Raw genomic sequence first — 21,020 nt, 5'->3', positions numbered from 1 at the left:
GAAGGTGAGGGGCCTCGTACGGCGTCGGCCCTCCCGCAGAGAGCATCTTGCCCACGCGGAGAACGGTTCGCAAGTCCTCTGCGGATGGAATCTTCAACTTTCGGCAGACCACTGACTACCGAGAGTTATCCGAGCAGGCCGGCCTCCCGCGCGCCGCGGAGCGACGGCTTGATGCGATGGGTCGGCCCGACGAGCTCGGCCACCGCGTCGAGCGTCTTGAGACCCTCACCGGTGTTGAGGACGACGGTTTCCTTCTCCGGGTCCAGCTTGCCGCTCGCCACCAGCTTCTTGAGCACCGCGACAGTGGTGCCGCCGGCCGTCTCGGCGAAGACGCCGGTGGTCTCAGCCAGCAGCCGGATGCCCGCTCGGATCTCGTCGTCGTCGGCGTAGTCCATCCAGCCGCCGGTGCGCTTGACCGCCTCGATCGCGTAGGCCCCGGCGGCCGGGTCGCCGATGTTCAGCGACTTGGCGATGCCGGTCGGCCGCACCGGGACGATCTCGTCGGTGCCACCCTGCAGGGCGGTCGCGATCGGGTTGCAGCCGGCCGACTGGGCGCCGAAGACGGTCCAGCCGCCCTCGGGCGCGGTGGCCAGGCCGATCTCGACCAGCTCGGAGAACGCCTTGTCCACCTTGGTCAGCAGCTCGCCGGAGGCCATCGGGATGACGACCTGGGCCGGGATGCGCCAGCCGAGCTGCTCGGCGACCTCGTAGCCCAGGGTCTTGGAGCCCTCGGCGTAGAACGGGCGGACGTTGACGTTGACGAACGCGGTGTCCTCGAACTCGTCGGTCTCGACCAGTTCGCCGCACAGCCGGTTGACGTCGTCGTAGGAGCCCTCGATGGCGACCAGTTCACCGCCGTACACCGCGGTCGTGATGATCTTGCCGGGCTCCAGGTCGTCCGGGATGAAGACGATGCTGGGGACGCCGGCGCGAGCCGCGTGGGCGGCGACCGAGTTGGCCAGGTTGCCGGTGGAGGCGCAGGCGAAGCGGGTGAAGCCGAGACCGCGGGCGGCGGTGAGGGCGACCGAGACCACCCGGTCCTTGAACGAGTGGGTCGGGTTGGCCGAGTCGTCCTTGACGTAGAGCGGCGCGCGCAGGCCGACGGCGGCGGCCAGGGCGGGCGCGTCGATCAGCGGGGTCAGCCCCGGGTCGAGAGTGACCCGGCCGGCCGGGTCCTGCCCGGCCGGGAGCAGGCCGGCGTAGCGCCAGATGTTCTGCGGGCCCGCCTCGATCTGCGCCCGGGTGACCCGGGCCAGGGCGGCCTGGTCGTAGGCGACCTCGAGCGGGCCGAAACACTCGTAACAGGCATGCTGCGCGACCAGCGGGTATTCGGCGCCGCAGGCACGGCAGACGAGGCCCCGGGCCGGCGAGGTGGTAGCACTGGGGGAACTGACGGCAGACGTCATCGAGGCCTTCCCTCTCATCTTTCCCCGCGGCGATCTGCCGACCGGGGACGGAATTAGCACCTGCCGCGCGCGGCCTCTTCTTCGAGACTCACGCGGTGGTTGCCGGGGCTTCACAGGGCCGTTCCCTCTGCCCCTCTGGATGAGGTATTCAGTTATGTTTCCAACACCTTACGTCCGACCCGGGGATCCTCCGCCAGCAGAATCCCGAGGTGTGAGCCGGACAACGCCTACGAGGTGATGTCCTTACGGGTGAAGCGCCAGAACGCCAGCGACCAGAAGAGCGTGGCGTAGCAGATCGCCGCGATGGCGCCCTTTACCAGGTCGTCCACCTGTGGCGGGGTGGAGAGCAGGCCCAGCCAGGCGTCGCTGTAGTGGGTCGGGAGCACCGTGCGGACGCTGCCCAGGGCGGTGATCTGGTCGAGGATGCTGGACAGGATCCAGAGCAGCACCGCCCCGCCCACCGCGCCCAGCGCGGCGTCGGTCAGGACCGACAGCAGGAAGGCGAGGCCGGCCACGACCAGCATGATCACCGCGAGGTACGCGACGATGCCGAGCAACCGCAACAGCCCCTCGCCGGCCGGGATCGCGGCGGCGATCGTGCTGCCCATCGGATGCCACCCGTATCGCAGGGTGCCGACCAGCAGCGCCGTCGCGGTCAGGATCAGCAGTGCGAGCAGGGAGTAGCCGAGCGCGACCACCAGCTTGACGGCCAGCAGGCGGGCCCGGGGCACCGGGATGGCGAGCAGGTAACGCAGGCTGCCCCAGCTGGCCTCGCTGGCCACCGGGTCGCCGCAGAACAGGGCCACCACCACGACGAGCAGGAAGCCGGCCGAGACGGCGAGGCAGAACAGCGCGAAGTTGAGCCCGCCCGAGGTGGCCAGGTCGACGAGACTGCCGAAGGCACCCCCGCCGTTGTCGTCGTCGCCGTTGCCGCCACCGAACTCGAACGCGAGCAGGATGATGATCGGCAGCAGGACCATGAAGCCGAGCGCCAACTGGGTGCGCCGCCGGGACGCCTGCCGCTTCACCTCGGCCCGGATCGGCAACGTCGCCGACGGCCGATAACTGACCACCGTGCTCATCGGTCCCCACTCCCCCGCGAGTTGTCGCCGACCAGGGCCAGGAAGGCATCCTCCAGGCGCCGGCGCGGCACTACCCGATCGACCTCGACACCGGCCTTCACCAGCGACGCCACCGCTTCCGAGCGGGACGTTCCGTTCATGTCGACGATCAGGGCGGACGGTCCGTCGGGAACCACCGACTTCACCCCGAGCGACGACAGCACCGCCGACGCGGCCGGCACGTCGGAGACCGCGATCTGCACCGACGGCGACTCGCCGACGATCTCGTCGACCGGCCCGGACGCCACGATCCGACCCTTGTTGACCACGACCGCATGGGTGCAGGTCTGCTCCACCTCGGCGAGCAGGTGGCTGGAGACCAGCACCGCCCGGCCGTCGGTGGCATAGCGCTTGAGCACCCGGCGCATCTCGGCGATCTGCGGCGGGTCGAGGCCGTCCGTCGGCTCGTCGAGCACCAGCAGCTCGGGCAGGCCGAGCATGGCCTGCGCGATGGCGAGCCGCTGCCGCATGCCGTGGCTGTACTTCTTGGTCTTGCGGTGCACCGAGTCACCCAGACCGGCGATCTCCAAGGCCTCCTCGAAGTGCGCGTCGGCGGCCGGCCGGCCGGTCGCCCGCCAGTAGGCCTCGAGGTTCTCGTAACCGCTCAGATGCGGCAGGAAACCCGGCCCCTCGACGAGCGCGCCCACCCGGGACAGGATCGGCGCACCCGGCATCAGGCGGTGCCCGAAGACCAGCGCGTCCCCGCCGGTCGGCATGGTCAGGCCCATCAGGACCCGCAGAGTGGTGGTCTTGCCGGCACCGTTCGGCCCGAGCAGGCCGACGACCTGCCCGCGCGCGACCGTGAAACTGATCTCCTCGACGGCGACGAAGCCGTCCGCGTACGCCTTGCGCAGTCCGCGCACCACGAGCGGCGTGTCCTCGTACTCCTCGAGGGTCTCGTCGTGCCGGCGGCGCCGCAGGCGGCGACGCACCAGCAGGACCACCGCCAGACCCAGCGCGATCGCCAGGAGCAGGCCGCCGAGCACCCAGCGCCACACCGTCTGCGGGTTGGCGATCGGCGTGCCCACCACCGTCGGCAGAGTGATCGACGAGCCGACCTGCACGGTGTAGGTGGCCGGCTGCGCGGGGGTCAGGAACGCCTGGTCACTGGTGGCGACGACGACCCGCACGGTGTGCCCCGAGTCGATCCGGCGGACGATCGCCGGCAGCGTCACGGTGACCGGTTGCGCCTGCTCGATCGAGGCCGGCAGGCCGGTCAGCCGCACCGGTGCGACCAGGCCCGCGCTCAGCGTCTTGGCACCCGACTCGTCAACGTCGTAGAGCTTGACGAAAACCGTCGCCTCGCCGGTCGGGGAGGCCACCCGCAGCTGCACGGTGGGTGCGCCGGCCACCTCGATCGCGCTGCTCACCGGGGTCGACTGGAAGCTGGCGTGCTGGCCCGGGATGTCGGCGGCCAGGCCGCCGAGCAGCTCGCTGAGGCGGCCACCGGTGCCGGGCAGCGACGACAGGGCGGCCGGGTTGCCGTTCGGCGGGTTCGCGACCGGCTGCGCCGGCCCGGCCAGGGAGACCTGGGTGCGTCCGGTTCCGCTCATCCCGGGGTACGCGTCGGTGGAGTAACCGTTGGTCACGAGGCCTCGGTCGAGCGCGCTGAAACCGGCCACCCGCGAATAGGTGAAGCTGTCCGACGGCGCGTCGCCCTCGCCCTTCACGTAGTGGTCGAGCCACTGGACGGTCAGGTATTTCACCCGGTCCTGATCGGTTTGCGGACCGGCGCCGCCGTCGTGACCGCCGGTGAACCAGGCGACCCGCACCGGCGTACCGGTCGCGGCGATGCCCTTCGCGTTCGCGTCCGCCTCGCTGAGCGGGAAGAGCGTGTCGACCGCGCCCTGGATCAGCAGCGTCGGCGCCTTGATCCGGCCGAGCACCGTCGCCGGGCTCGACTTGCGCAGCAGGTCGAGGGTCTTCTGGTCGGCCGTGCCGGTGGTGGCGAGCTGAAGGTAGGCGGCACAGATGTCGGCCGCGAACCGCCCGCACGCCGGGTCCTGCCCCGGCACGGGTGCGGCGGCCGGCTCGGGGGCCAGGGTCGCCGCGCCGTTGCCGAAGTAGAGGCCCGCCCATGTCTTCTTGAAGACGCCGGTCGCGGTCGTGTCGGCCGACTGCTGCAGGAAGGCCTTGTTCAGGTCGTTCCAGGTGATCGACGGCACGATCGCGTCGACCCGCGGGTCCTGCCCGGCCAGCAGCAGGGCGAGCGCGCCGCCGTAGGAGCCGCCGACCACGCCCACCCGTGGGTCGCCGGTCTCGTCCAGCTTGATCTCCGGCCGGGCCGCCAGCCAGTCGAGCAGGCCCTGGGCATCGCGCACCTCGTAGTCGGGGCTGTCCAGGTGAATCTGCCCGCCGCTGCCGCCGAAACCCTGCGCGGTCCAGGTCAGCACCGCGTAGCCACGGTCGGCGAGGGACTCCGCGTCGTCGCTCACCGAGTCCTTCGTGCCCCCGAACCCGTGCGCGAGCAGAACCGCCGGCACCCTTCCGTCGCGATCGCGAGGCAGGTAGAGGCGAGCGTCCAGCTCGACGCTCTCCGCGTCGGCCGGGCCGGTGCGGACCGTGATCCGCTCATCCGCGCTGGTCCAGCCCGCACGATCGGGCCACACCGCCCAGCCGACAAGCGCGGCGACCACGACGAGCACCACCGATCCGGAGATGACGCGGCGGCGGGTGAGTCTCTTGGCGGGCATGCGGCAAAGCTATCCGGCGGCGTCTGAGCCCCACCTGTGAGGCGCCCGAAGGGAACGGCGCTCCGGCGGCGCGGCAGCGATAGCATCCAGGAGTGGCCGACGAACTGACACTCACCGTAACCACGCAGTCGGCCCCCCTGGATGCCCGGCGCGGCGTCGTGCGGCTGCACCCCGAGGTGATGGCCGCCCTGGAGATCAAACCCGGTGATCCGGTACGCCTCGCCGGCCGCCACACGACCGCATGCCGGGCCATCCCCACCAAGACGGCCGACGCCAGCCGCGCCCTGCTCTACGCCGACGACCTGATCATCGGCAACCTCGGGCTGCGCGACGGCGGCCAGGTCACCCTGACCAAGCTGCCGGTGGTGCACGCCCGGCAGGTCACGCTCAGCGGCCCGGCCGAGATCGCCGCCCTGGTCACCCCCGAGATGCTGCGACTCGCCCTGCTCGGCAAGGTGGTCAGCACCGGCGACGACGTGTCGCTGCTGCCGCAGGACGTGCTGCCCGGCGACAACCGCGCGCTCGTCGAGGCGGTCACCCCCAGCCTGAAGAATCGGCTCGGCTACAGCTTCACCAGCGCCCTGCTCAACGTGACCTCGGTCGAGGACGGCGACGCCGCCCTGGTCAGTCCGGACACGGTGGTCGGCTGGTCGGGCGGCCGGCGCACCTCCGGCGGCACCGCCGGCACGGTCGCGGTGGCGCCCAGCTCGCCCGCCGCCACCGACCCCGAGGTGCCCCCGCCCAGCCTCGACGACCTGCCCGGACTGCGCGCCCAGGCCAAAGAGCTCGAAGAACTGCTCGACCTCGGCTTCCACCACGGTGAAGTGCTGGCCCGGCTCGGCACCAAGGTGTCCCTCGGCGTGCTGATCTCCGGCCCCTCCGGTTCGGGCAAGTCGGCGCTGGTGCGGGCGGTGGCGGCCCAGGTCGGGGCGCGGGTCCGGCCGGTCTGGGGCCCGTCGCTCGCCGCCCTCACCAACGACTCCGCCGCCGCCCAGCTGCGCAAACTGGTCCAGGAGGCACGCGAGCACACCCCCAGCGTGCTGCTCTTCTCCGACGTCGAGGCGCTCGCCCCCCGCGACGAGCCCGGCCCCCTCGCGACCGTTTTCCACCAGCTGCTCGAGGAGGTCGTCCGGGCCGGCGTCGCGGTCGTCTGCACCACCAGCCGGCCCGAGTCGGTCGACCCGTCCCTGCGCGCGCCCGACCTGCTCGCCGTCCAGCTCGCGGTTCCGCTGCCGGACGCGGCCATGCGGCGGGAACAGCTGAGTGTGCTCACCCGCGGCATGCCTCTGGCCGAGGACGTACGGCTGGACGACGTCTCCGCCCGTACACCCGGATTCGTCGCCGCCGACCTCGGTGCTCTCGCCCGCGAAGCGGGGGTCCGGGCCGCCCTGCGGCAGAAGGACGCCGAATCACCCACCGTGACCATGGCCGATTTCGAGGCCGCGCTCGATGTGGTGCGCCCGACATCGATGGCCGAGTCCACCCTCGAGGTCGCGGCCGTGACCCTCGACGACGTCGGCGACCTCGTCGAGGTCAAGCAGATGCTCACCGAGTCGGTGCTGTGGCCGCTCACCTATCCCGACACGTTCGCCCGGCTCGGCGTCTCGCCACCGCGCGGCGTGCTGCTCTACGGGCCGCCCGGCTGCGGAAAGACCTACCTCGTCAAGGCCATCGCCGGCACCGGGAAGGCCAACGTGCTCTCGGTGAAGGGCGCCGAACTGCTGAGCAAATGGGTCGGCGACAGCGAGCGGGCCGTCCGCGAGCTGTTCCGCCGAGCCCGGGAGGCGGCCCCGACCCTGGTGTTCCTCGACGAGGTGGACGCGCTCGCGCCGACCCGGGGCCAGGCGACCGACGGCGGCACCACCGACCGCGTGGTGGCGGCCCTGCTCACCGAGCTGGACGGGGTCGAAGATCTGCGGAACGTCGTGATCATCGGCGCCACCAACCGCCCCGACCTGATCGACCCGGCCCTGTTACGGCCCGGCCGCCTGGAGCGTCTGGTCTATGTGCCGCCGCCGGACGCGGCGGCCCGGGCCGCGATCCTGCGGGCGTCGTCCAAGGCGGTGCCCCTCGACAAGAGCGTCGATCTGGACGAGTTGGGGGCGGCGCTCGCCGGTTTCTCGGCCGCCGACTGCGCGGCCCTGATCCGCGAGGCGGCGCTGGCCGCCATGCGTGACTCACTGGAGGCGTCGACGGTCACGGCGGCAAATGTGGCCGCGGCCCGGGAACGGGTGCGGCCCTCGCTCGACCCGACCCAGGTGGCGTGGCTCGAGGCCTACGCCTCGACGCATCAGCCCGGCTGAGCGGTCAGCGGCGGCGGGTGCGGGCCCGCGAGGTGCGCAGGCGTCGCAGCCGGCCCACCAGGAGCGGCTCCTGCTCGGTGGCCTCGGGCTTGTCGAGCAGGGCGTTGAGCAGTTGGTAGTAACGAGTGGACGAGACGCCGAAGCTGTCCCGGATCGCCTGCTCCTTGGAACCCGCGTGCTTCCACCACCGCGCCTCGAAGGCGAGGATGGCCTGCTCACGCTCGGTCAGCCCGCTGCTGCGCGGGGCCGGGACGTGGGTGGTGGTGGACTCTTCGGACGGGTCCGCGGCGGCGGGCTGCATGGTGCTCCAAGGAAAAAGGCGAGGGGCCGCCCGCAGCATATGTCGCCGACGACCCCCGCGCATGACCTGCCCGACGTTACCTCACGTTATGTCCCGCTTACGCATTGTCCACATAGCGGCACCCACCACGAGGACGAGAATGATCGCGAGCGCGCTGCCCGCCATCTGCCAGGTGATGGTCAAGGTGTCCGGCTGACAGCCGCCGCCCACGTCGAAGTTGCAGGAGTTGTAGTCCTCGGCGACGTACTTCTTGGCCATCCACGCGATCACCCAGAACGGCGCGAGATAGAGCTCCGGGAACTTGACATGGGCGATCGCCAGCACCGTGCCCACGCCGAACTGGAAGATCACGATCACCCCGATCGCGACACCCAGCGCCATCGCGGTGTGCCGGCCCAGCGACGCCAGGCCGAAACCGAGCGCACCCGCCACCAGCACCAGCACCAGGGCCCGCAACTCCATCAGGCCGAGCGACTGCCACGTGCCGGAGGTCAACCCGGTGGTCACTCCGCGCAACGACGCGATGCCGTAGAACACAGCCGTCCAGATCGCCGCCACCAGCACCGTCAACCCGGTCATGGCGACCAGGAAGGCGGACAGCTTCGTACCCAGCACCTGCAACCGGCGCGGCCGCCAGAGCAGCAGGTTCATCATGCCGCCGCTGTTCCACTCGGCGCCCACGAAGGACGCCCCGATCACGAAACCGACCAGGGCCAGCACCGCGGCCATGGTGGTCACCATGTCCGGGAAGCCCTTCTTGAAGTCGAACGTGGCCGGCAGGTACCACTCGGGGTCGAAGTCCGACTCGGCGGGCGCGGCCAGCTCACAGTTCGGCGGGAACTCGCCGGCCCGGGACGTGCCCCGAGCGGCTTCACAGTCCTTCCTGACCTGCTCGGTGCTGGCCACCGACCGCAGGTATTCGGCATGGGCCTTGCCCTTGGCCTCGGCGATCTGATCGGTTCCGACCTTGTGATTGGTGAAGAACACCCCGGCCGCCACCGCCGCCAGAATCAGCAGCGCCCCGATCGTGAAAAGCTTGGTGAACCGCCGCTTGAGCAGTCGGCGCGTCTCCGCTCTGTACAGGCTCACTGACCCCACCCCGCCGCTGCCACCTGGTCGACCTGCCGGTTCTGCCCGTCCACCGGCGCGGTGCCGGTCAACTCGAGGAAGACGCTCTCCAGGTCGGCCGAGGCCGGCGTCAACTCGCTCACATAGATCTGACTCTCGGCGAGGATGCGAGTGATCTGCGCCGGATTGTTGGCGTTGCCCACCGTGAAGAAGTCGGTGCCGAGATCCACCTGCGCCCCCTTGGCCCGCAGGATCTCGGCGGCACCGAGCAGGTCGATGCCCGGCTCCAGCCGCACCCGCACCGACGACGACGCGTGCGACGCCAGCACGTCGGCCACCGACCCGGTGGCCACCCGCTTACCGGCCGCGATGATCGTCACCGAGTCACAGATCAGCTGGATCTCGCCGAGAATGTGGCTGGACAGCAGCACGGTCATGCCCGACTCGGACAGCGTGCGCATCAACGTGCGCATCTCCCGGATGCCGCCGGGGTCGAGCCCGTTCGCCGGCTCGTCCAGAATCAGCAGCTTCGGCTCCTTGAGCAGCGCCGACGCGACGGCAAGCCGCTGCTTCATGCCGAGCGAATAGGTCCGCACCCGATCCTTGCCCCGATCGCGCAGCCCGACCAGCTCAAGCACCGCCTCGACCCGCTGACGCCGCACCCCGCCCGCGTCGGCGAGCAGCGACAACGTGTCCCACGCGGTGAAGTTTCCGAAGAACTGCGGACTCTCCACGATCGCGCCGACCTGCCCGGCCACGGCCGGCAGGTGCTCGGGCACTTCCCGCCCGAGGATCGCCATCCGCCCCCCGTTGGGCCGGATGAGTCCGAGCAGGGTACGCAGGGTGGTGGTCTTCCCCGACCCGTTGGGGCCGAGGAACCCGTGCACCTGCCCGGCTTCGACAACCATGTCGAAGCCATCAAGCGCCCGGCGCACGCCTTTCCGGCTGCGATACGTCTTCTGCAGCCCAGCTATCTCGAGTACGGCTTCCATGCCGCGAGACTTTAAACAGCAGCGTCAATGTCTGCCGTCTCGAAATGCCAAAATTTCATGCTGAAGGTTGTCATCATCGACCTCGTCGGGCCTGACCCCAGCGACGATGCCGCGCAGCCGGGCCGCCCACTCCGCGTGCACTTTCCAGTAGTCCACAGGCAGCCGGAGCATCGCGGAAAGCAGATCCCCGGGAAAGAAATCCCCCTCGGCGAGCGGCTCCACCGCGAGGACCTCCAGTGCGACCGGCACCAGGACGTCCAGGCCGACCTGCTGTCCGAGCAGGACCCGAAGATCCTCGACCGTCAGCTCCGAGACCGGCCGGCGTCGCAACTCGTGCACGGTCTCGATGAGCCGGGTCGCCCCCGCGGGCGGATCACCCCAGGCGTGCCCCTCGATCTGCTCGAGCGACCGCTGCTGCTCCACTGCTCCCATTGCCAGCTACCTCCGGCCTAAGCGGACCTGATGCTAACCGCGCGGCACGAACTGCTCCGAGTGGTCGAGCAAACGGCTCGCCTCGGAAAGCTCCGACTCATACGCCGCCCGGTCGCCCGCCGAGGTGCGCCCGTCTCCCAATAACCGCTTGAGCTGCCCGATCCGCCGCACCAGACCACGCTGGGCGTTCTGCACCTCGTCCACGTGATCCCACGGCTGGCCGCTGCGCTTGATCGCCACCACTTCGCCGTTCAACTCACGTCTGGCCGCATCGAGATCTCGCTCGGTGAGGTGTTCTTTCATCCGATCCGTCTTGGTCGGCACCGACCGGGACGGCGAACTGCCGCTTACCGGCGAGACCGCGTCCTCACCGGCGGCGTGCCGCATGAGTGAGGTCGTGGCGGCACCGGTGAGTCCGGCCCCGAACACGAGCCCGGCCGTGGAGATCGCGTTGAGAGGCACGCCCGCTACGGCACCCACACCGGTCGCGTCGAGGACGAAGCCCGCACCCTCGCCGCCCGCGCTCAGCGCGGTCAGGGCGAGCCCGCCCGCCAGCACCGCGGAGTCGCCCGGGTGGTGGATCATCGCGTTTCCGAACGAGGCCAGGCCGTTGACGATGTTCGCCCCGGTCTCTTTCGCGAAGTCGCCGAGCCGATCCAGCCAGCTCGACTTCTCGGGGGCGGCGTCGGCCTCCTGGGTCAAGAAGCGTGCCGCCACGTCTCCCGCGGCGACAACTTGCCCGCGGGCCAGCTGGAGGGTGTCGACCGCGGCCTGCCGTCCATCCGCACCGGGATCGGCGAACGGAACAGCGGGCGGGCCGGCCTGCTCGTACGCGGCCAGCGCTCGCTGGGACGCCTCGGTCGCCTCGTCCCAGCGCCGGATCGCCTCGCCCGCCTGGCTCTGCGCCCACTCCAGCGTGCACACATAGGTGGCCAGCGAATCGGCGGCCGTGTCGAGCGCGTTCGCCGCCGCGTACCACCGGTTGGGTTCGTAGCTGAACTTCTCGCGGAAGGCATCGCCCGCCGGCCCCGTCCAGGCCCCCGTGTCGATGTCGACCAGACCGTCCGCAGCGGCTGCCGCATGCCGCGCCCGAGTCCGCAGAACGGCGATGTTGTCACGAATGCCCGCCGGGTCACCGGGAACCAGTGCTCGGGGGTCGTGGGTCTGCCCCAGTTCAGTCATCGACGACCGGCCGTGCCGGGTCGGCGGTCAGCCGCCCGGCCGAGGCGGCATCCGCCTCGCGGTACGCCCGGGCGACCGCACTCAGCAGCCCACTGATTGCCTCGGCGTCATCGAGCAGGAGGTCGAAGCCAGCGTTCCAACGGCCACAGAAGCCCTCCAAGGCCTGATGAACGCCATCGTGGCCATATGTGTCGGCAGCGCCGTCGACCTGGTCGAGCCTGGTGCCGCGCTGGTCGGAAACGCTTGCCGAGATCGCCGTGGCGGCCGCTTCGAGGACGCCGACATCCACATGGAAACCTGGCCCATCCACCATGCCGCACCCGCCTCCGGTGAGTAACCGTTCGGTTACTCGGTTCGGATGCTAGTGCCGTCGAGCAACTTCGATGCCCGGAGTCGCCCTACGCGCTGATGACGTCGACTCCGGCTTCGTGGAACGCGGCGACAGTGGCGGCTGAGGCACCCGAATCGGTGACGAGGGTGTCGACCTTGGTGATCGGGCAGATTCGGGCGAACGCGTGGCCGCCCAGTTTCGACGAGTCGGCGATGACGACGACTCGCTTGGCGCGGGCGACCATCAGGCTGTTCATCGCCGCCTCGCCTTCGTGATGGGAGGCGGCGCCCAGTTCGACGTCGAGGGCGTCGACGCCGAGCAGCACGATGTCCAGGGTCACCTCGTTCAGCAGGGCCCCGCCGAGCGGGCCGACCACCTCGAACGACTGGGGCCGCACCACGCCGCCGGCCACCACGATCTTCATGCGGGAGCGGACCAGCAGTTCGTTCGCGATGTTCAGCGCGTTGGTCACGACCGTGAGTTGGGCGCCTTCGCCGCCGGTGTTCAAGTCGGGTCTAACGGCCAGGGCACGGGCGACTTCGGTCACGGTCGTTCCGCCGTTGAGGCCGACTACCGTTCCCGGGGTGACCAAGCCCGCGGCCGCCTCGCCGATGCGCTGTTTCTCCGCGGAGTGTTTGGCCGACTTGTACCGCAGGGGCAGGTCGTACGAGACCCCGTTGGCGACCGCGCCACCCCGGGTCCGCGTGATCATCTGCTGCTGGGCCAGCTGGTCGAAGTCACGGCGAATGGTGGCCTGGGACACGTCCAGGCGGGCGGCGGCGTCCTCGACGCTCACTCGTCCCGATTCGGCAAGTAACTCAAGCAGGGCATTCCACCGCGCGTACCGGTCCACCAACCACTCCCGATGCACGTTCCGTGATAAGTGTGTGCACATTAGTGCGCGAAAGGCCGGGAAGCAAAGCTCGCCTGCTGCGCGGTCGGGGGATGACGGTTGCATCCTCGCCGGTGCTCCACGCAGAATGACGCTCGAAAGTGCCGGGAACCGCGCGCTTCCGCGCAGACGCGACGATGCGACCTGCCCATATGAACGAAGGGTGGCCCATGACGTACGTCAAGGCGGAAATTGCCAGCCAGCCGGACTGCTGGCGGCTCGCGGCGAAGCTGGCCGACGCGCCGGGGCTCCCGGTTCGCGGGGAGCGGGTCGCGGTGGTCGGTTGCGGCACGTCGTGGTTCATGGCCAAGGCGTACGCGGCCTTGCGCGAGCAGGCGGGCCACGGCGAGACCGACGCGTTCCAGGCGTCCGAGTTCCCGCACACCCGCCGGTATGACCGGGTCCTCGCGATCACCCGGTCCGGCACCACGACCGAGGTCGTCGAGCTCCTCGGCACCCTGCGGAACACGACCGTGATCACCGCGGACGGCGGGCAGCCCGCCGCCGCCCGCGCCGGCGAGACGATCCTGCTCGACTTCGCCGACGAGCAGGCGGTCGTGCAGACCCGCTTCGCGACCAGCGCCCTCGCTCTGCTCCGCGCCCACCTGGGCGAGAACATCGAGTCGGTGGCCGCCGACGCCGAGGTGGCGGTGCGTATGCCGCTGCCGGTGCACCCGGCCCTCGCCGAGCAGATCACCTTCCTCGGTCGCGGCTGGACGGTCGGCCTGGCCGAGGAGGCGGCGCTGAAGTGCCGGGAGGCCGCCGGCTACTGGGCCGAGGCGTACCCGGCGATGGACTACCGGCACGGCCCGATCTCGATCGCCGCGCCCCGCCGGGTGGTGTGGGCGTTCGGAGAGATCCCGGTGGGCCTGGCCGACGACGTGGAGGCGACCGGCGCCCTGTTCGTGCACAGCCGGCACCACGGCGGATATGCCGCGCTCGGCAGTTGGTGCGGCGGCCGGGCGCCGCTAGACCCGATGGCCGACCTGGTGCTGGCCCAGCGGGTGGCGGTGCTGCTCGCGACGAGCCAGGGCCTCGACCCCGACCACCCACGCAACCTGACCCGATCGGTTGTGCTGACGTGAGCGAGCCCGTCGTCGTAGCTCTTGACGTCGGCGGCACGGGCATGAAATGCGCGCTGGTCCGCCGCGACGGCACGGTCCTGCACGAGGAACGGCATCCCACCCTGGCCGCACGCGGACCGGCGGCGGTCACCGAGAACATCCTCGACATCGCCGACGGCCTGGTCCAGCGAGCCGACCACCCGGTCGCGGTCGGCATCGCCGTCCCCGGGGTGATCGACGAGGTGAACGGCGTCGCGGTCTGGTCGTCGAACGTCGGCTTCCGGGACGTACCGCTGCGGAAGTTGATCTCGGAACGGACCGGCCTGCCGGTGACGCTGGGCCATGACGTGCGGGTCGGCGGCATCGCCGAGGCCCGCCTCGGCGCCGGCCGGGGCGAGAGCCACGTGCTGTTCGTGGCGATCGGCACCGGCATCGCGGCGGCCCTGGTGGTGGACGGCAAGGGCTACGGCGGGGCGCATGGCGCGGCCGGCGAGCTGGGGCACATCGTGGTGCGGCCGGGCGGCAGTCCGTGCGGCTGCGGGGCCCGGGGCTGCCTGGAGTCGATCACCTCGGCCCGCGCGATCGGCCGGCGCTATGCCGAGCTCTCCGGCCAGGAGCAGGCCACCGCGTCGGACGTCGTGGACCGACTCGACCGGGATCCACTTGCTCGACAGGTCTGGCACGAAGCGATCGACGCTCTGGCCGACGGCCTGCTCACGGCCCAGGCGCTCTATGACGTGAACGTCCTGGTGCTGGGGGGCGGCCTGGCCGAGGCCGGCGACGCCCTGCTGACCCCGCTCCGCGGCGAGCTCGAACGACGGATCACCTTCCATCGCCTGCCGCGAATCGCCCGGGCCCAGCTCGGCGACACCGCCGGCTGCCTCGGTTCCGCCCTGCTGGCATTGGATCACCTGGAGAAATAGTGATCAGCGGTCAGATCGTCCGACCCGGCGCAGTCGTGCCCGGCCACCTCACCGTCGACGGCCCGACGATCCTGGAGATCACCGAGGACGACCGGGCCGGCGACGACATCATCGTGCCCGGCTTCGTCGACATCCACTGCCACGGCGGTGGCGGCCACACCTTCACCACAGGTGACGCCGAGCAGACCCGCAAGGCCGCCGCGTTCCACCTCGCGCACGGCACCACGACCATGCTGGCGAGCCTGGTCAGCTCGCCGTTCGACCTGATGCGCGAGGCGGTGGCGGCCTACCTGCCGCTGGCCCGGGCGGGCGTGATCGCCGGCGTGCATTTCGAGGGCCCGTACCTCTCGGGGGCGCGCTGCGGCGCGCAGAACCCCGAATTCCTCCGGGACCCGTCGATCGAGGAACTGTCCGCGCTGGTCAAGCTGGGCGAGGGAACGGTACGGATGGTGACCGTCGCGCCCGAGCTGCCGGGTGCGCTGGAGGCCATCACGTTCCTGCGTGACCTGGGTGTGGTGGTCGCGGTCGGGCACACCGACGCGTCGTACACCGAGGCGCAGGCCGGGGTGGCCGCCGGCGCGACCGTCGGCACCCACCTGTTCAACGGGATGCGCCCGCCGCATCACCGGGAGCCCGGCCCGGTGATCGGCCTGCTCTCGTCGCCGGCGGTGTGCGAGTTGATCGCCGACAACATCCACCTGCACCCGGGCATGCTCGCTTTCACCGCGAAAACCGCGGGTCCGGATCGTACGGCCCTGATCACCGACGCGATGGACGCGACCGGCATGCCCGACGGCACCTACGACCTCGGTGGCCAGGAGGTGACCGTGGCCGATCGGGTGGCCCGACTGGCCCGCAACGGCTCGATCGCCGGCAGCACGCTGACCATGGACGCGGCGCTGCGCAACGCGGTGGCGGCCGGGATCTCCCTGCCCGACGCGGTCACCATGGCGTCGACGACCCCGGCCCGGGTGCTGGGGCTGGCGGACGAGGTCGGCGCCCTGACCGCGGGGCGGCGGGCCGACCTCGTGGTGCTGGACGTGGAGTTCCGGGTCAAGCGGGTGATGCGGGGCGGGCGCTGGGTCGACTCCACCACTCGATAGGCACCCGCTCGATCAGTCGGGCCAGGAAGAGGCCGAGGAGGGCGCCGGCGACCGAGTCGGTGACCCAGTGGAACCCGGTGTAGATGGTCGTGCAGAACAGGATCGACACCGGCACGACCCGGACGGCGATCCACTCCCACCGCTTCAGCTGCCGCCCCGCCAGAGCGGCCAGGAGCAGGGCGATCACCGCGTACCACACCATGGAATTACCCATATGTCCGGATGGGTAGCTCATCGCCTCCGTACCGCTGGCGGCCGGGTTGAACATGATCGCCTTGTCCGGCCCGGTGAAACGGGGCGCGGCGCGGTCCGCCCAGATCTTCAACGGGCCGATCGTGAGGTAGGTGAGCACGAATCCGGCGGCGAACGGGATGACCGAACGCCACGACCGGGTGCGATAGACCAGCAGCCCGGTCAGGATCAGCACCACCGGCATCAGCACCTGGCCGCCCTGGCCCAGGTAGTTGAAGACCCGGGCGGTCCAGTAGAGCGGGGCGGGCTGGTGCGCGAACGCCCAGTCGGCCACCCGCTCGTCGAAACCCAGCAGATGGCCGTTGATGAGGGCAGCGGTCAGCGCCACGAACGCCGCCACCAGGACGACGTCCAACCACCAGCGGATCTTCACGCCCTCAAAGCTAGAGGAGGCCGCGCAACTTGGCTGCGAGCAGGTCGGCCCGGACCCCCGAGTTGGGGCAGCCGCCGAAGTGGTGCAGGGCCACTACCCGGTTGGTCTTGCGGGACAGCACCGGTGAGCCGGACGAGCCACCCTCGGTGTCGCAGTAGTAGGCCACGTCCGAGCCGGCCGCGTACCCGGTGTAGTTGGGGTCGGTCACCGCGCAGTTGCTGGCCTTGTCTCCCAGCGAACCGGCGATCCGGGCGGGCTGGCCCGCCGGGTGCTGCGGAACGTAGAGCTCCTGGCCCTTGGCCGGCCGAACGGTGTCGAGCGTCAGGTAGCCGAACTTCTTGATCGAGTCGAAGTTGTCGACCGTGAACAGCGTGTAGTCGTACACATGATCGGTGGAAAGGACCTGGGCGCCCCACACCTTGGTCGGCTGGAAGACGTCGTAACCGCCGCAGGTCGCGCACTGGTAGTTGAACCAGACCTCGGTGTCGTGGGCCGCCGCCGAGTCGGTGAAGCAGTGGTTGTTGGTGATCATGCGGTTGGTGGCACCGATGCGCCAGCCGGTGCACAGCTCGGTGCCGTTGATCAGGAGCCGAGCGATCGCCTTGGACTTGGTGTAGGCGACCGGGTCGGCCGAGCGGTAGCAGACCGCGTCGCTGGAGGTGTCGCTGCCGCACACCGACTCCTCGCGGCCGGTACGACCGGGCACGGTGAGCTGCTTCTCCGGCAGCCGGGCCTGCTCGGTACGGCTGAAGCCCCGAGCGACGCGGTCGACGCCGATGCCCAGGGTGCCGGGCCGGTCGTCGCGCCCGAGCGGGTCGGCCGCCCGGTGCATCTCCAGCACAGCGGTGTCGCCGGTGACCGACATCGCCCACCGGTCGGTGACGAGCTCCGGTGCCTCGTAGCGGTAGGACTCGGTGCCGTCGGAGTTCGACACGGTCAGGTAGTCACCGGGCCGCATCGCCATGCGCTTGAAGTGCACCTTCACGTAGGAGGCGCCCGGGTAGCGGAAGGTCTCCTTCGCCGGCCCGCCGCCGACGTAGCCGAGGAGCCGGTCGACCCGGTGCGTCTCGCCGACGCGCTGCCGGCCGGCGGGCGTCGCAGCCGACTCCAGCGGTCGTCCGCTTTCGGGGTCTTTTTCGGTTTCTTCGGGTTCCGCGCCCGCGCTGGTGGTGGCGGTCCGGCTCGTGGCCTCGGGCTTCGCCACGCCGGTGGCGCCGGTGGGGGCCGCCGGTGTCGGTCCGGCCGGTTCGGCATGATCAGCTGCGCCGGGGCTACGGGCGGCGCCGGGCGCTTCCTGCCAGGTGCCGACCGGGCGCCCCTCGTCGCCGGCGTACTGCCAGGCCGCGATCCCCGTCGCACCGGCCAGGACCAGGGCGACTACCGCCCCGACGGCCAGGCCTGCCTTACGTCGCATTTGATCCGCCATTCGCTGTCATACCACGGAACACGTACCGAGCGGGCGTTCTCTCGAACCTGTGTAACGAGCCACCTACGACCTCGACGCGCCGATCCGACATGCACACTGGTGGCGTGCGCATCACGTCCGCTGTCATCGACCCGGCGCTCCTCGAGCTGCCCTGGGGGATTCCGCTGGAGGATTGGCCCGCCGACCACCTGGTCGCTCTTCCGCAGGGCATCTCCCGGCACATCGTGCGGTTCGTCAAGCTCAACGAGGTCGTCTACGCCCTGAAAGAGACGCGCGAGCGGATCGCCGAGAAGGAGTACGACCTCCTGCGCGCCCTCGAACGCATCGACTTCCCGGCCGTCGAAGCGGTCGGGATCGTCACCGACCGGTTCGACGCCGACGGCGAACCGCTGGAGACCGTGCTGATCACCCGGCACCTCCAGTTCTCCCTGCCCTACCGGGCGCTGTTCTCGCACGTGCTCCGGCCGAACACGCTCAACCGGCTGCTCGACGCGATGGTCGCCCTCTTCGTGCGGATGCACCTGACCGGGTTCTTCTGGGGCGACTGCTCGCTGTCCAACACGCTGTTCCGGCGGGACGCGGGCGCGTTCGCGGCCTACCTGGTCGACGCCGAGACCGGCAACCTGCACCCGAAGCTGTCCGAGGGGCAGCGCAGCGAGGACATCGAGATCATGCGGGTCAACGTGTTCGGCGAGTGCCTCGACCTGCAGGCGGCCGAACTGCTGCACGAATCGATCGACCCGGAGCAGGTGGTCGACGACATCGTGGCCCGCTACGACCGCCTCTGGCACGAAGTGACGTACGAGCAGGAGATCGCCCACCGGGACGCCCGGCACGACATCGAGGGCCGCATCCGCCGGCTCAACGAACTCGGCTTCGACGTGGCCGAGGTGGCGATGTCCACGACGGACGGTGGCTACCGGGTCCGCCCCAAGGTCGTCGACGCCGGCTACCACACCCGCCGTCTGCTGCGCCTCACCGGCCTGGACGCCGAGGAGAACCAGGCCCGGCAGCTGCTCAACGACCTCGACACCTATCGCGCCGAGAGCGCGCTCATCGACGAGCAGCAGGCCGCCCACCGGTGGCTCACCGAGGTGTTCGAGCCGGTCGTCCGGGCGGTGCCGCCGGCCATGCGCCGCAAGCTCGAGCCGCAGGAGATCTTCACCCAGATCATCCAGCACAAATGGCTGCTGTCCGAGAAAGCCGGCCGGGACGTCGGCATGGCCCCGGCCGTGCAGTCCTACCTCACCGACGTGCTCGCGAAGAAGCCCGACGAGCAGGCCGTGCTCGGGGTCGAGGTCGACTCACTGGCCGGCAGCGCCTAGCTCGTCCAGGGGCGAGGTCGCCTGCTGGCGCAACACCCGCAGACCGGCCCGGCGGGCCACCACGACGACCTCGTCGCCGGGGTTGAGCACTCGGCGCTGATCGGGGTGCCAGTCGACCCATTCCTCGCCGGCCGCGCGCATGCTGATCACGCGGGCGCTCCGCGGCCGGTCGGCGGCACTCAGCGGCGCACCGTCCAGCTCCGACCCGGCGCCGACCTCGACCGCCGCGACCAGCACGGCGTGCCGCTCGACCGGGATGGTGGCGAGCACCTCGCGTTCCAGCAGCGCGGCCGCGAACGCCGGCGCGCAGAGCCGGGGAACGCTGCGCGAGATGTTGATGTCGAAGACGTCCTCGACCCGGGTGGCGAAGTCGTCGTCGAAAAGGCGGAGCACTACGCGTACGTCGTCGCGCGCGGCCCGGGCATGCAGGGCCGCCTGCAGGTTCACCGCGTCGTCGGTGGAGACCACGACCAGCGCCCGGCAGGTGTCGATCGAGGCGGCGCGCAGCGTCTCCTCGCGGGCGGCGTCCCCGACGATCAACGGCACGCCGAGTTGCTCGGCGACCCGCGCACCGCGGGCGTCCGGGGCCACGTCGATCGCGACCACGTCGACGCCGAAGTCGTTCAGCTGGCGCAGCACCCGGGTGCCGACGTTGCCGAGTCCGACGAGCACGACATGGTCGGCGTACCGTCCGAAGACCTCGCCCCGGTCGCGCGCCAGCCGGGTCTTGACCACGCCGTCGACCACCGCCGCGGTGACCAGTGGCAGCAGCGCGACGCCGGCGACGGTGAGCACGACCTGCGCGACCTTCGCCGTCGCGTTGTACCGAGGCTCCACATCGGACGTGCCGAACACGGTCATCACGGCCTCGTAGATCGCCTCCCAGAAGTTGTGCACGTCGGTGTAGGCGGCCAGCACGATCCCGGCCGCGGCGATCACCCCCAGCGTCACGAGCACGGCGGTGACCACCTTGCGGGTCAGCCCGACCCGCATGGCGTGCCGAAGCGACATCCGCCACCGGTTCTTGCGGCGCAGTCGACGGGTGACCGCGGCCGGCCCGGCGGACCGGCCGGTCGCCTCGGCCAACACCAGATCGCCCGGCCGGGCCGCGGCGGCGTCCGCTTCACTCGGCAGCAACGCGACCTCGCCGCCCCCGACCGGTGCGGTCAGCGCGACGACCACGGTCTCGGATGGCACCTCACCGCGACGTGCGACATAGAGGGTGCGTCCGGCGTAGCGGAAGTGGGTGGGGTCGACCGCGCCGAGAGCGGCGGCAACGAACGCGGGGGCCGCCATCGAGGCGTCGGAGAGCACCGCGCAGTCGGTGAACAATCGACGCACACCCTGTGCGAGACCGGTGGTGAACATCCGCAGGACGAGCCGCAGATCACCCTCGATCGCGCGAGCGCACAGGGCGGCGTGCAGATTGACCATGTCGTCCGGCATGACAAGCGCGAGGCCCGCCGCGCCGTCCAGGCCGGCCTCCCGGAAAGTCCGCTCGTCCAGTCGCGCCGCCGTGCTCACCCGAGCCCCACGAGCCACCAGATCCTCGAAGTCGGGGACGTCCGGGTGCAGGTCAGGCGGCACGAGAACAGTGAGCCGCAGCGGCCGGTCGGAGTTGATCAGTTCATCGGCAACCGTGTAGACCAGGGCGTCCGAACCGCAGACGATGAAATGTGGACGGTCGTCACCGGAGCGGTCCCGCAGGCGGGAGACGAGCGACCGGCGCGCCACGTCCTTGATCGGTTCGGTAGCCACGATCGCGATGGTAACCAGCCGGAACCCGCCGATGGGGTCCCTCGTTGCCCCATCCGACGCCGCTCGTCCGCGATG

Annotated in this window: 17 protein-coding genes, 1 pseudogene and 1 riboswitch; of the genes and pseudogenes, 5 read left to right on the top strand and 13 right to left on the bottom strand. The window is 70.7% G+C overall.

Annotated elements, in window-relative coordinates; genetic code table 11:
- Positions 1-125: 125 nt before the first annotated feature.
- The 3 genes from thrC to Afe05nite_RS00915 all read right to left on the bottom strand — a co-directional run bounded on the left by thrC (position 126) and on the right by Afe05nite_RS00915 (position 5,220).
- Complete coding sequence (thrC, locus tag Afe05nite_RS00925; protein WP_203814967.1) at positions 126-1,406, bottom strand: threonine synthase; 1,281 nt, start codon at positions 1,404-1,406, stop codon at positions 126-128.
- Between the two features lie 11 nt (positions 1,407-1,417).
- Positions 1,418-1,552: riboswitch (SAM riboswitch) on the bottom strand.
- Positions 1,553-1,633: 81 nt separating this feature from the next.
- The gene (locus tag Afe05nite_RS00920; RefSeq protein ID WP_203814966.1) at positions 1,634-2,488 is read right to left on the bottom strand and encodes an ABC transporter permease; all 855 of its coding nucleotides are present in this window, start codon (positions 2,486-2,488) and stop codon (positions 1,634-1,636) included.
- Positions 2,485-5,220 carry an alpha/beta fold hydrolase gene (locus tag Afe05nite_RS00915; protein ID WP_203814965.1) on the bottom strand — a complete coding sequence of 912 codons (2,736 nt, stop codon included), beginning with the start codon at positions 5,218-5,220 and terminating at the stop codon, positions 2,485-2,487. The genes Afe05nite_RS00920 and Afe05nite_RS00915 overlap by 4 nt, the downstream gene beginning before the upstream one ends.
- A 92-nt stretch (positions 5,221-5,312) precedes the next feature.
- Here Afe05nite_RS00915 and Afe05nite_RS00910 point away from each other — a divergent pair, with 92 nt between their 5' ends.
- Positions 5,313-7,523: an AAA family ATPase gene (locus Afe05nite_RS00910; RefSeq protein WP_203814964.1), complete on the top strand. Its 2,211-nt coding sequence runs from the start codon at positions 5,313-5,315 to the stop codon at positions 7,521-7,523.
- Between the two features lie 4 nt (positions 7,524-7,527).
- Here the strand turns inward: Afe05nite_RS00910 and Afe05nite_RS00905 are convergent.
- The 7 genes and pseudogenes from Afe05nite_RS00905 to Afe05nite_RS00875 form a co-directional block, all read right to left on the bottom strand.
- Positions 7,528-7,761: pseudogene (locus tag Afe05nite_RS00905) on the bottom strand (DUF3263 domain-containing protein); the annotation flags it as partial.
- A gap of 144 nt (positions 7,762-7,905) precedes the next feature.
- Positions 7,906-8,913 (bottom strand): ABC transporter permease subunit, encoded by a 1,008-nt coding sequence (locus Afe05nite_RS00900; RefSeq protein WP_203814962.1) that lies wholly within the window; start codon positions 8,911-8,913, stop codon positions 7,906-7,908.
- Positions 8,910-9,884, bottom strand: a complete 975-nt coding sequence (locus tag Afe05nite_RS00895; protein ID WP_203814961.1) for an ATP-binding cassette domain-containing protein — start codon at positions 9,882-9,884, stop codon at positions 8,910-8,912. Before Afe05nite_RS00895 ends, Afe05nite_RS00900 begins: the two co-directional genes overlap by 4 nt.
- Before the next feature lie 24 nt (positions 9,885-9,908).
- Positions 9,909-10,307, bottom strand: a complete 399-nt coding sequence (locus tag Afe05nite_RS00890) for a contact-dependent growth inhibition system immunity protein (RefSeq protein ID WP_239117454.1) — start codon at positions 10,305-10,307, stop codon at positions 9,909-9,911.
- A 42-nt stretch (positions 10,308-10,349) separates the two neighbouring features.
- Positions 10,350-11,498 carry a putative T7SS-secreted protein gene (locus tag Afe05nite_RS00885; protein ID WP_203814959.1) on the bottom strand — a complete coding sequence of 383 codons (1,149 nt, stop codon included), beginning with the start codon at positions 11,496-11,498 and terminating at the stop codon, positions 10,350-10,352.
- On the bottom strand, positions 11,491-11,787 hold the full coding sequence (locus tag Afe05nite_RS00880) for a hypothetical protein (RefSeq protein WP_239117453.1): 297 nt from the start codon (positions 11,785-11,787) through the stop codon (positions 11,491-11,493). The genes Afe05nite_RS00885 and Afe05nite_RS00880 overlap by 8 nt, the downstream gene beginning before the upstream one ends.
- 109 nt (positions 11,788-11,896) lie before the next feature.
- Positions 11,897-12,682 carry a DeoR/GlpR family DNA-binding transcription regulator gene (locus tag Afe05nite_RS00875; protein ID WP_203814958.1) on the bottom strand — a complete coding sequence of 262 codons (786 nt, stop codon included), beginning with the start codon at positions 12,680-12,682 and terminating at the stop codon, positions 11,897-11,899.
- Positions 12,683-12,891: 209 nt separating this feature from the next.
- Here Afe05nite_RS00875 and Afe05nite_RS00870 point away from each other — a divergent pair, with 209 nt between their 5' ends.
- From Afe05nite_RS00870 to nagA, 3 genes are read left to right on the top strand one after another with little or no spacing between them, the layout of a single operon-like run.
- On the top strand, positions 12,892-13,806 hold the full coding sequence (locus Afe05nite_RS00870; RefSeq protein WP_203814957.1) for an SIS domain-containing protein: 915 nt from the start codon (positions 12,892-12,894) through the stop codon (positions 13,804-13,806).
- The gene (locus tag Afe05nite_RS00865; protein WP_203814956.1) at positions 13,803-14,708 is read left to right on the top strand and encodes an ROK family protein; all 906 of its coding nucleotides are present in this window, start codon (positions 13,803-13,805) and stop codon (positions 14,706-14,708) included. The genes Afe05nite_RS00870 and Afe05nite_RS00865 overlap by 4 nt, the downstream gene beginning before the upstream one ends.
- Positions 14,708-15,811 (top strand): N-acetylglucosamine-6-phosphate deacetylase, encoded by a 1,104-nt coding sequence (gene nagA / locus Afe05nite_RS00860; protein WP_438867334.1) that lies wholly within the window; start codon positions 14,708-14,710, stop codon positions 15,809-15,811. Before Afe05nite_RS00865 ends, nagA begins: the two co-directional genes overlap by 1 nt.
- Here nagA and Afe05nite_RS00855 read toward each other — a convergent pair.
- Both Afe05nite_RS00855 and Afe05nite_RS00850 read right to left on the bottom strand, forming a co-directional pair.
- A complete protein-coding gene (locus Afe05nite_RS00855) occupies positions 15,762-16,436 on the bottom strand; it encodes a phosphatase PAP2 family protein (RefSeq protein WP_203814955.1) in 675 nt (224 codons plus the stop codon). The two genes, nagA and Afe05nite_RS00855, sit on opposite strands and share 50 nt — an antisense overlap.
- A gap of 10 nt (positions 16,437-16,446) precedes the next feature.
- The gene (locus Afe05nite_RS00850) at positions 16,447-17,850 is read right to left on the bottom strand and encodes a trypsin-like serine peptidase (protein WP_203814954.1); all 1,404 of its coding nucleotides are present in this window, start codon (positions 17,848-17,850) and stop codon (positions 16,447-16,449) included.
- Between the two features lie 116 nt (positions 17,851-17,966).
- Here Afe05nite_RS00850 and Afe05nite_RS00845 point away from each other — a divergent pair, with 116 nt between their 5' ends.
- Positions 17,967-19,187, top strand: coding sequence for a DUF4032 domain-containing protein (locus Afe05nite_RS00845; protein WP_203814953.1), 1,221 nt, complete (start codon positions 17,967-17,969; stop codon positions 19,185-19,187).
- Here Afe05nite_RS00845 and Afe05nite_RS00840 read toward each other — a convergent pair.
- The gene (locus tag Afe05nite_RS00840; RefSeq protein WP_203814952.1) at positions 19,167-20,945 is read right to left on the bottom strand and encodes a potassium channel protein; all 1,779 of its coding nucleotides are present in this window, start codon (positions 20,943-20,945) and stop codon (positions 19,167-19,169) included. The two genes, Afe05nite_RS00845 and Afe05nite_RS00840, sit on opposite strands and share 21 nt — an antisense overlap.
- Positions 20,946-21,020: the final 75 nt, after the last annotated feature.

The organism is Paractinoplanes ferrugineus (genome assembly GCF_016862195.1).
Classification (GTDB): domain Bacteria; phylum Actinomycetota; class Actinomycetes; order Mycobacteriales; family Micromonosporaceae; genus Actinoplanes; species Actinoplanes ferrugineus.
This window is presented reverse-complemented; position numbering and strand designations above follow the sequence as displayed.

Bases quoted from the DNA above. Each gene is read 5' to 3' on its own strand.
- Afe05nite_RS00920 (WP_203814966.1), bottom strand. From the start codon at position 2,488: ATGAGCACGGTGGTCAGTTATCGGCCGTCGGCGACGTTGCCGATCCGG.
- Afe05nite_RS00915 (WP_203814965.1), bottom strand. From the start codon at position 5,220: ATGCCCGCCAAGAGACTCACCCGCCGCCGCGTCATCTCCGGATCGGTG.
- Afe05nite_RS00895 (WP_203814961.1), bottom strand. From the start codon at position 9,884: ATGGAAGCCGTACTCGAGATAGCTGGGCTGCAGAAGACGTATCGCAGC.
- Afe05nite_RS00870 (WP_203814957.1), top strand. From the start codon at position 12,892: ATGACGTACGTCAAGGCGGAAATTGCCAGCCAGCCGGACTGCTGGCGG.
- Afe05nite_RS00885 (WP_203814959.1), bottom strand. From the start codon at position 11,498: ATGACTGAACTGGGGCAGACCCACGACCCCCGAGCACTGGTTCCCGGT.
- Afe05nite_RS00850 (WP_203814954.1), bottom strand. From the start codon at position 17,850: ATGCGACGTAAGGCAGGCCTGGCCGTCGGGGCGGTAGTCGCCCTGGTC.
- thrC (WP_203814967.1), bottom strand. From the start codon at position 1,406: ATGACGTCTGCCGTCAGTTCCCCCAGTGCTACCACCTCGCCGGCCCGG.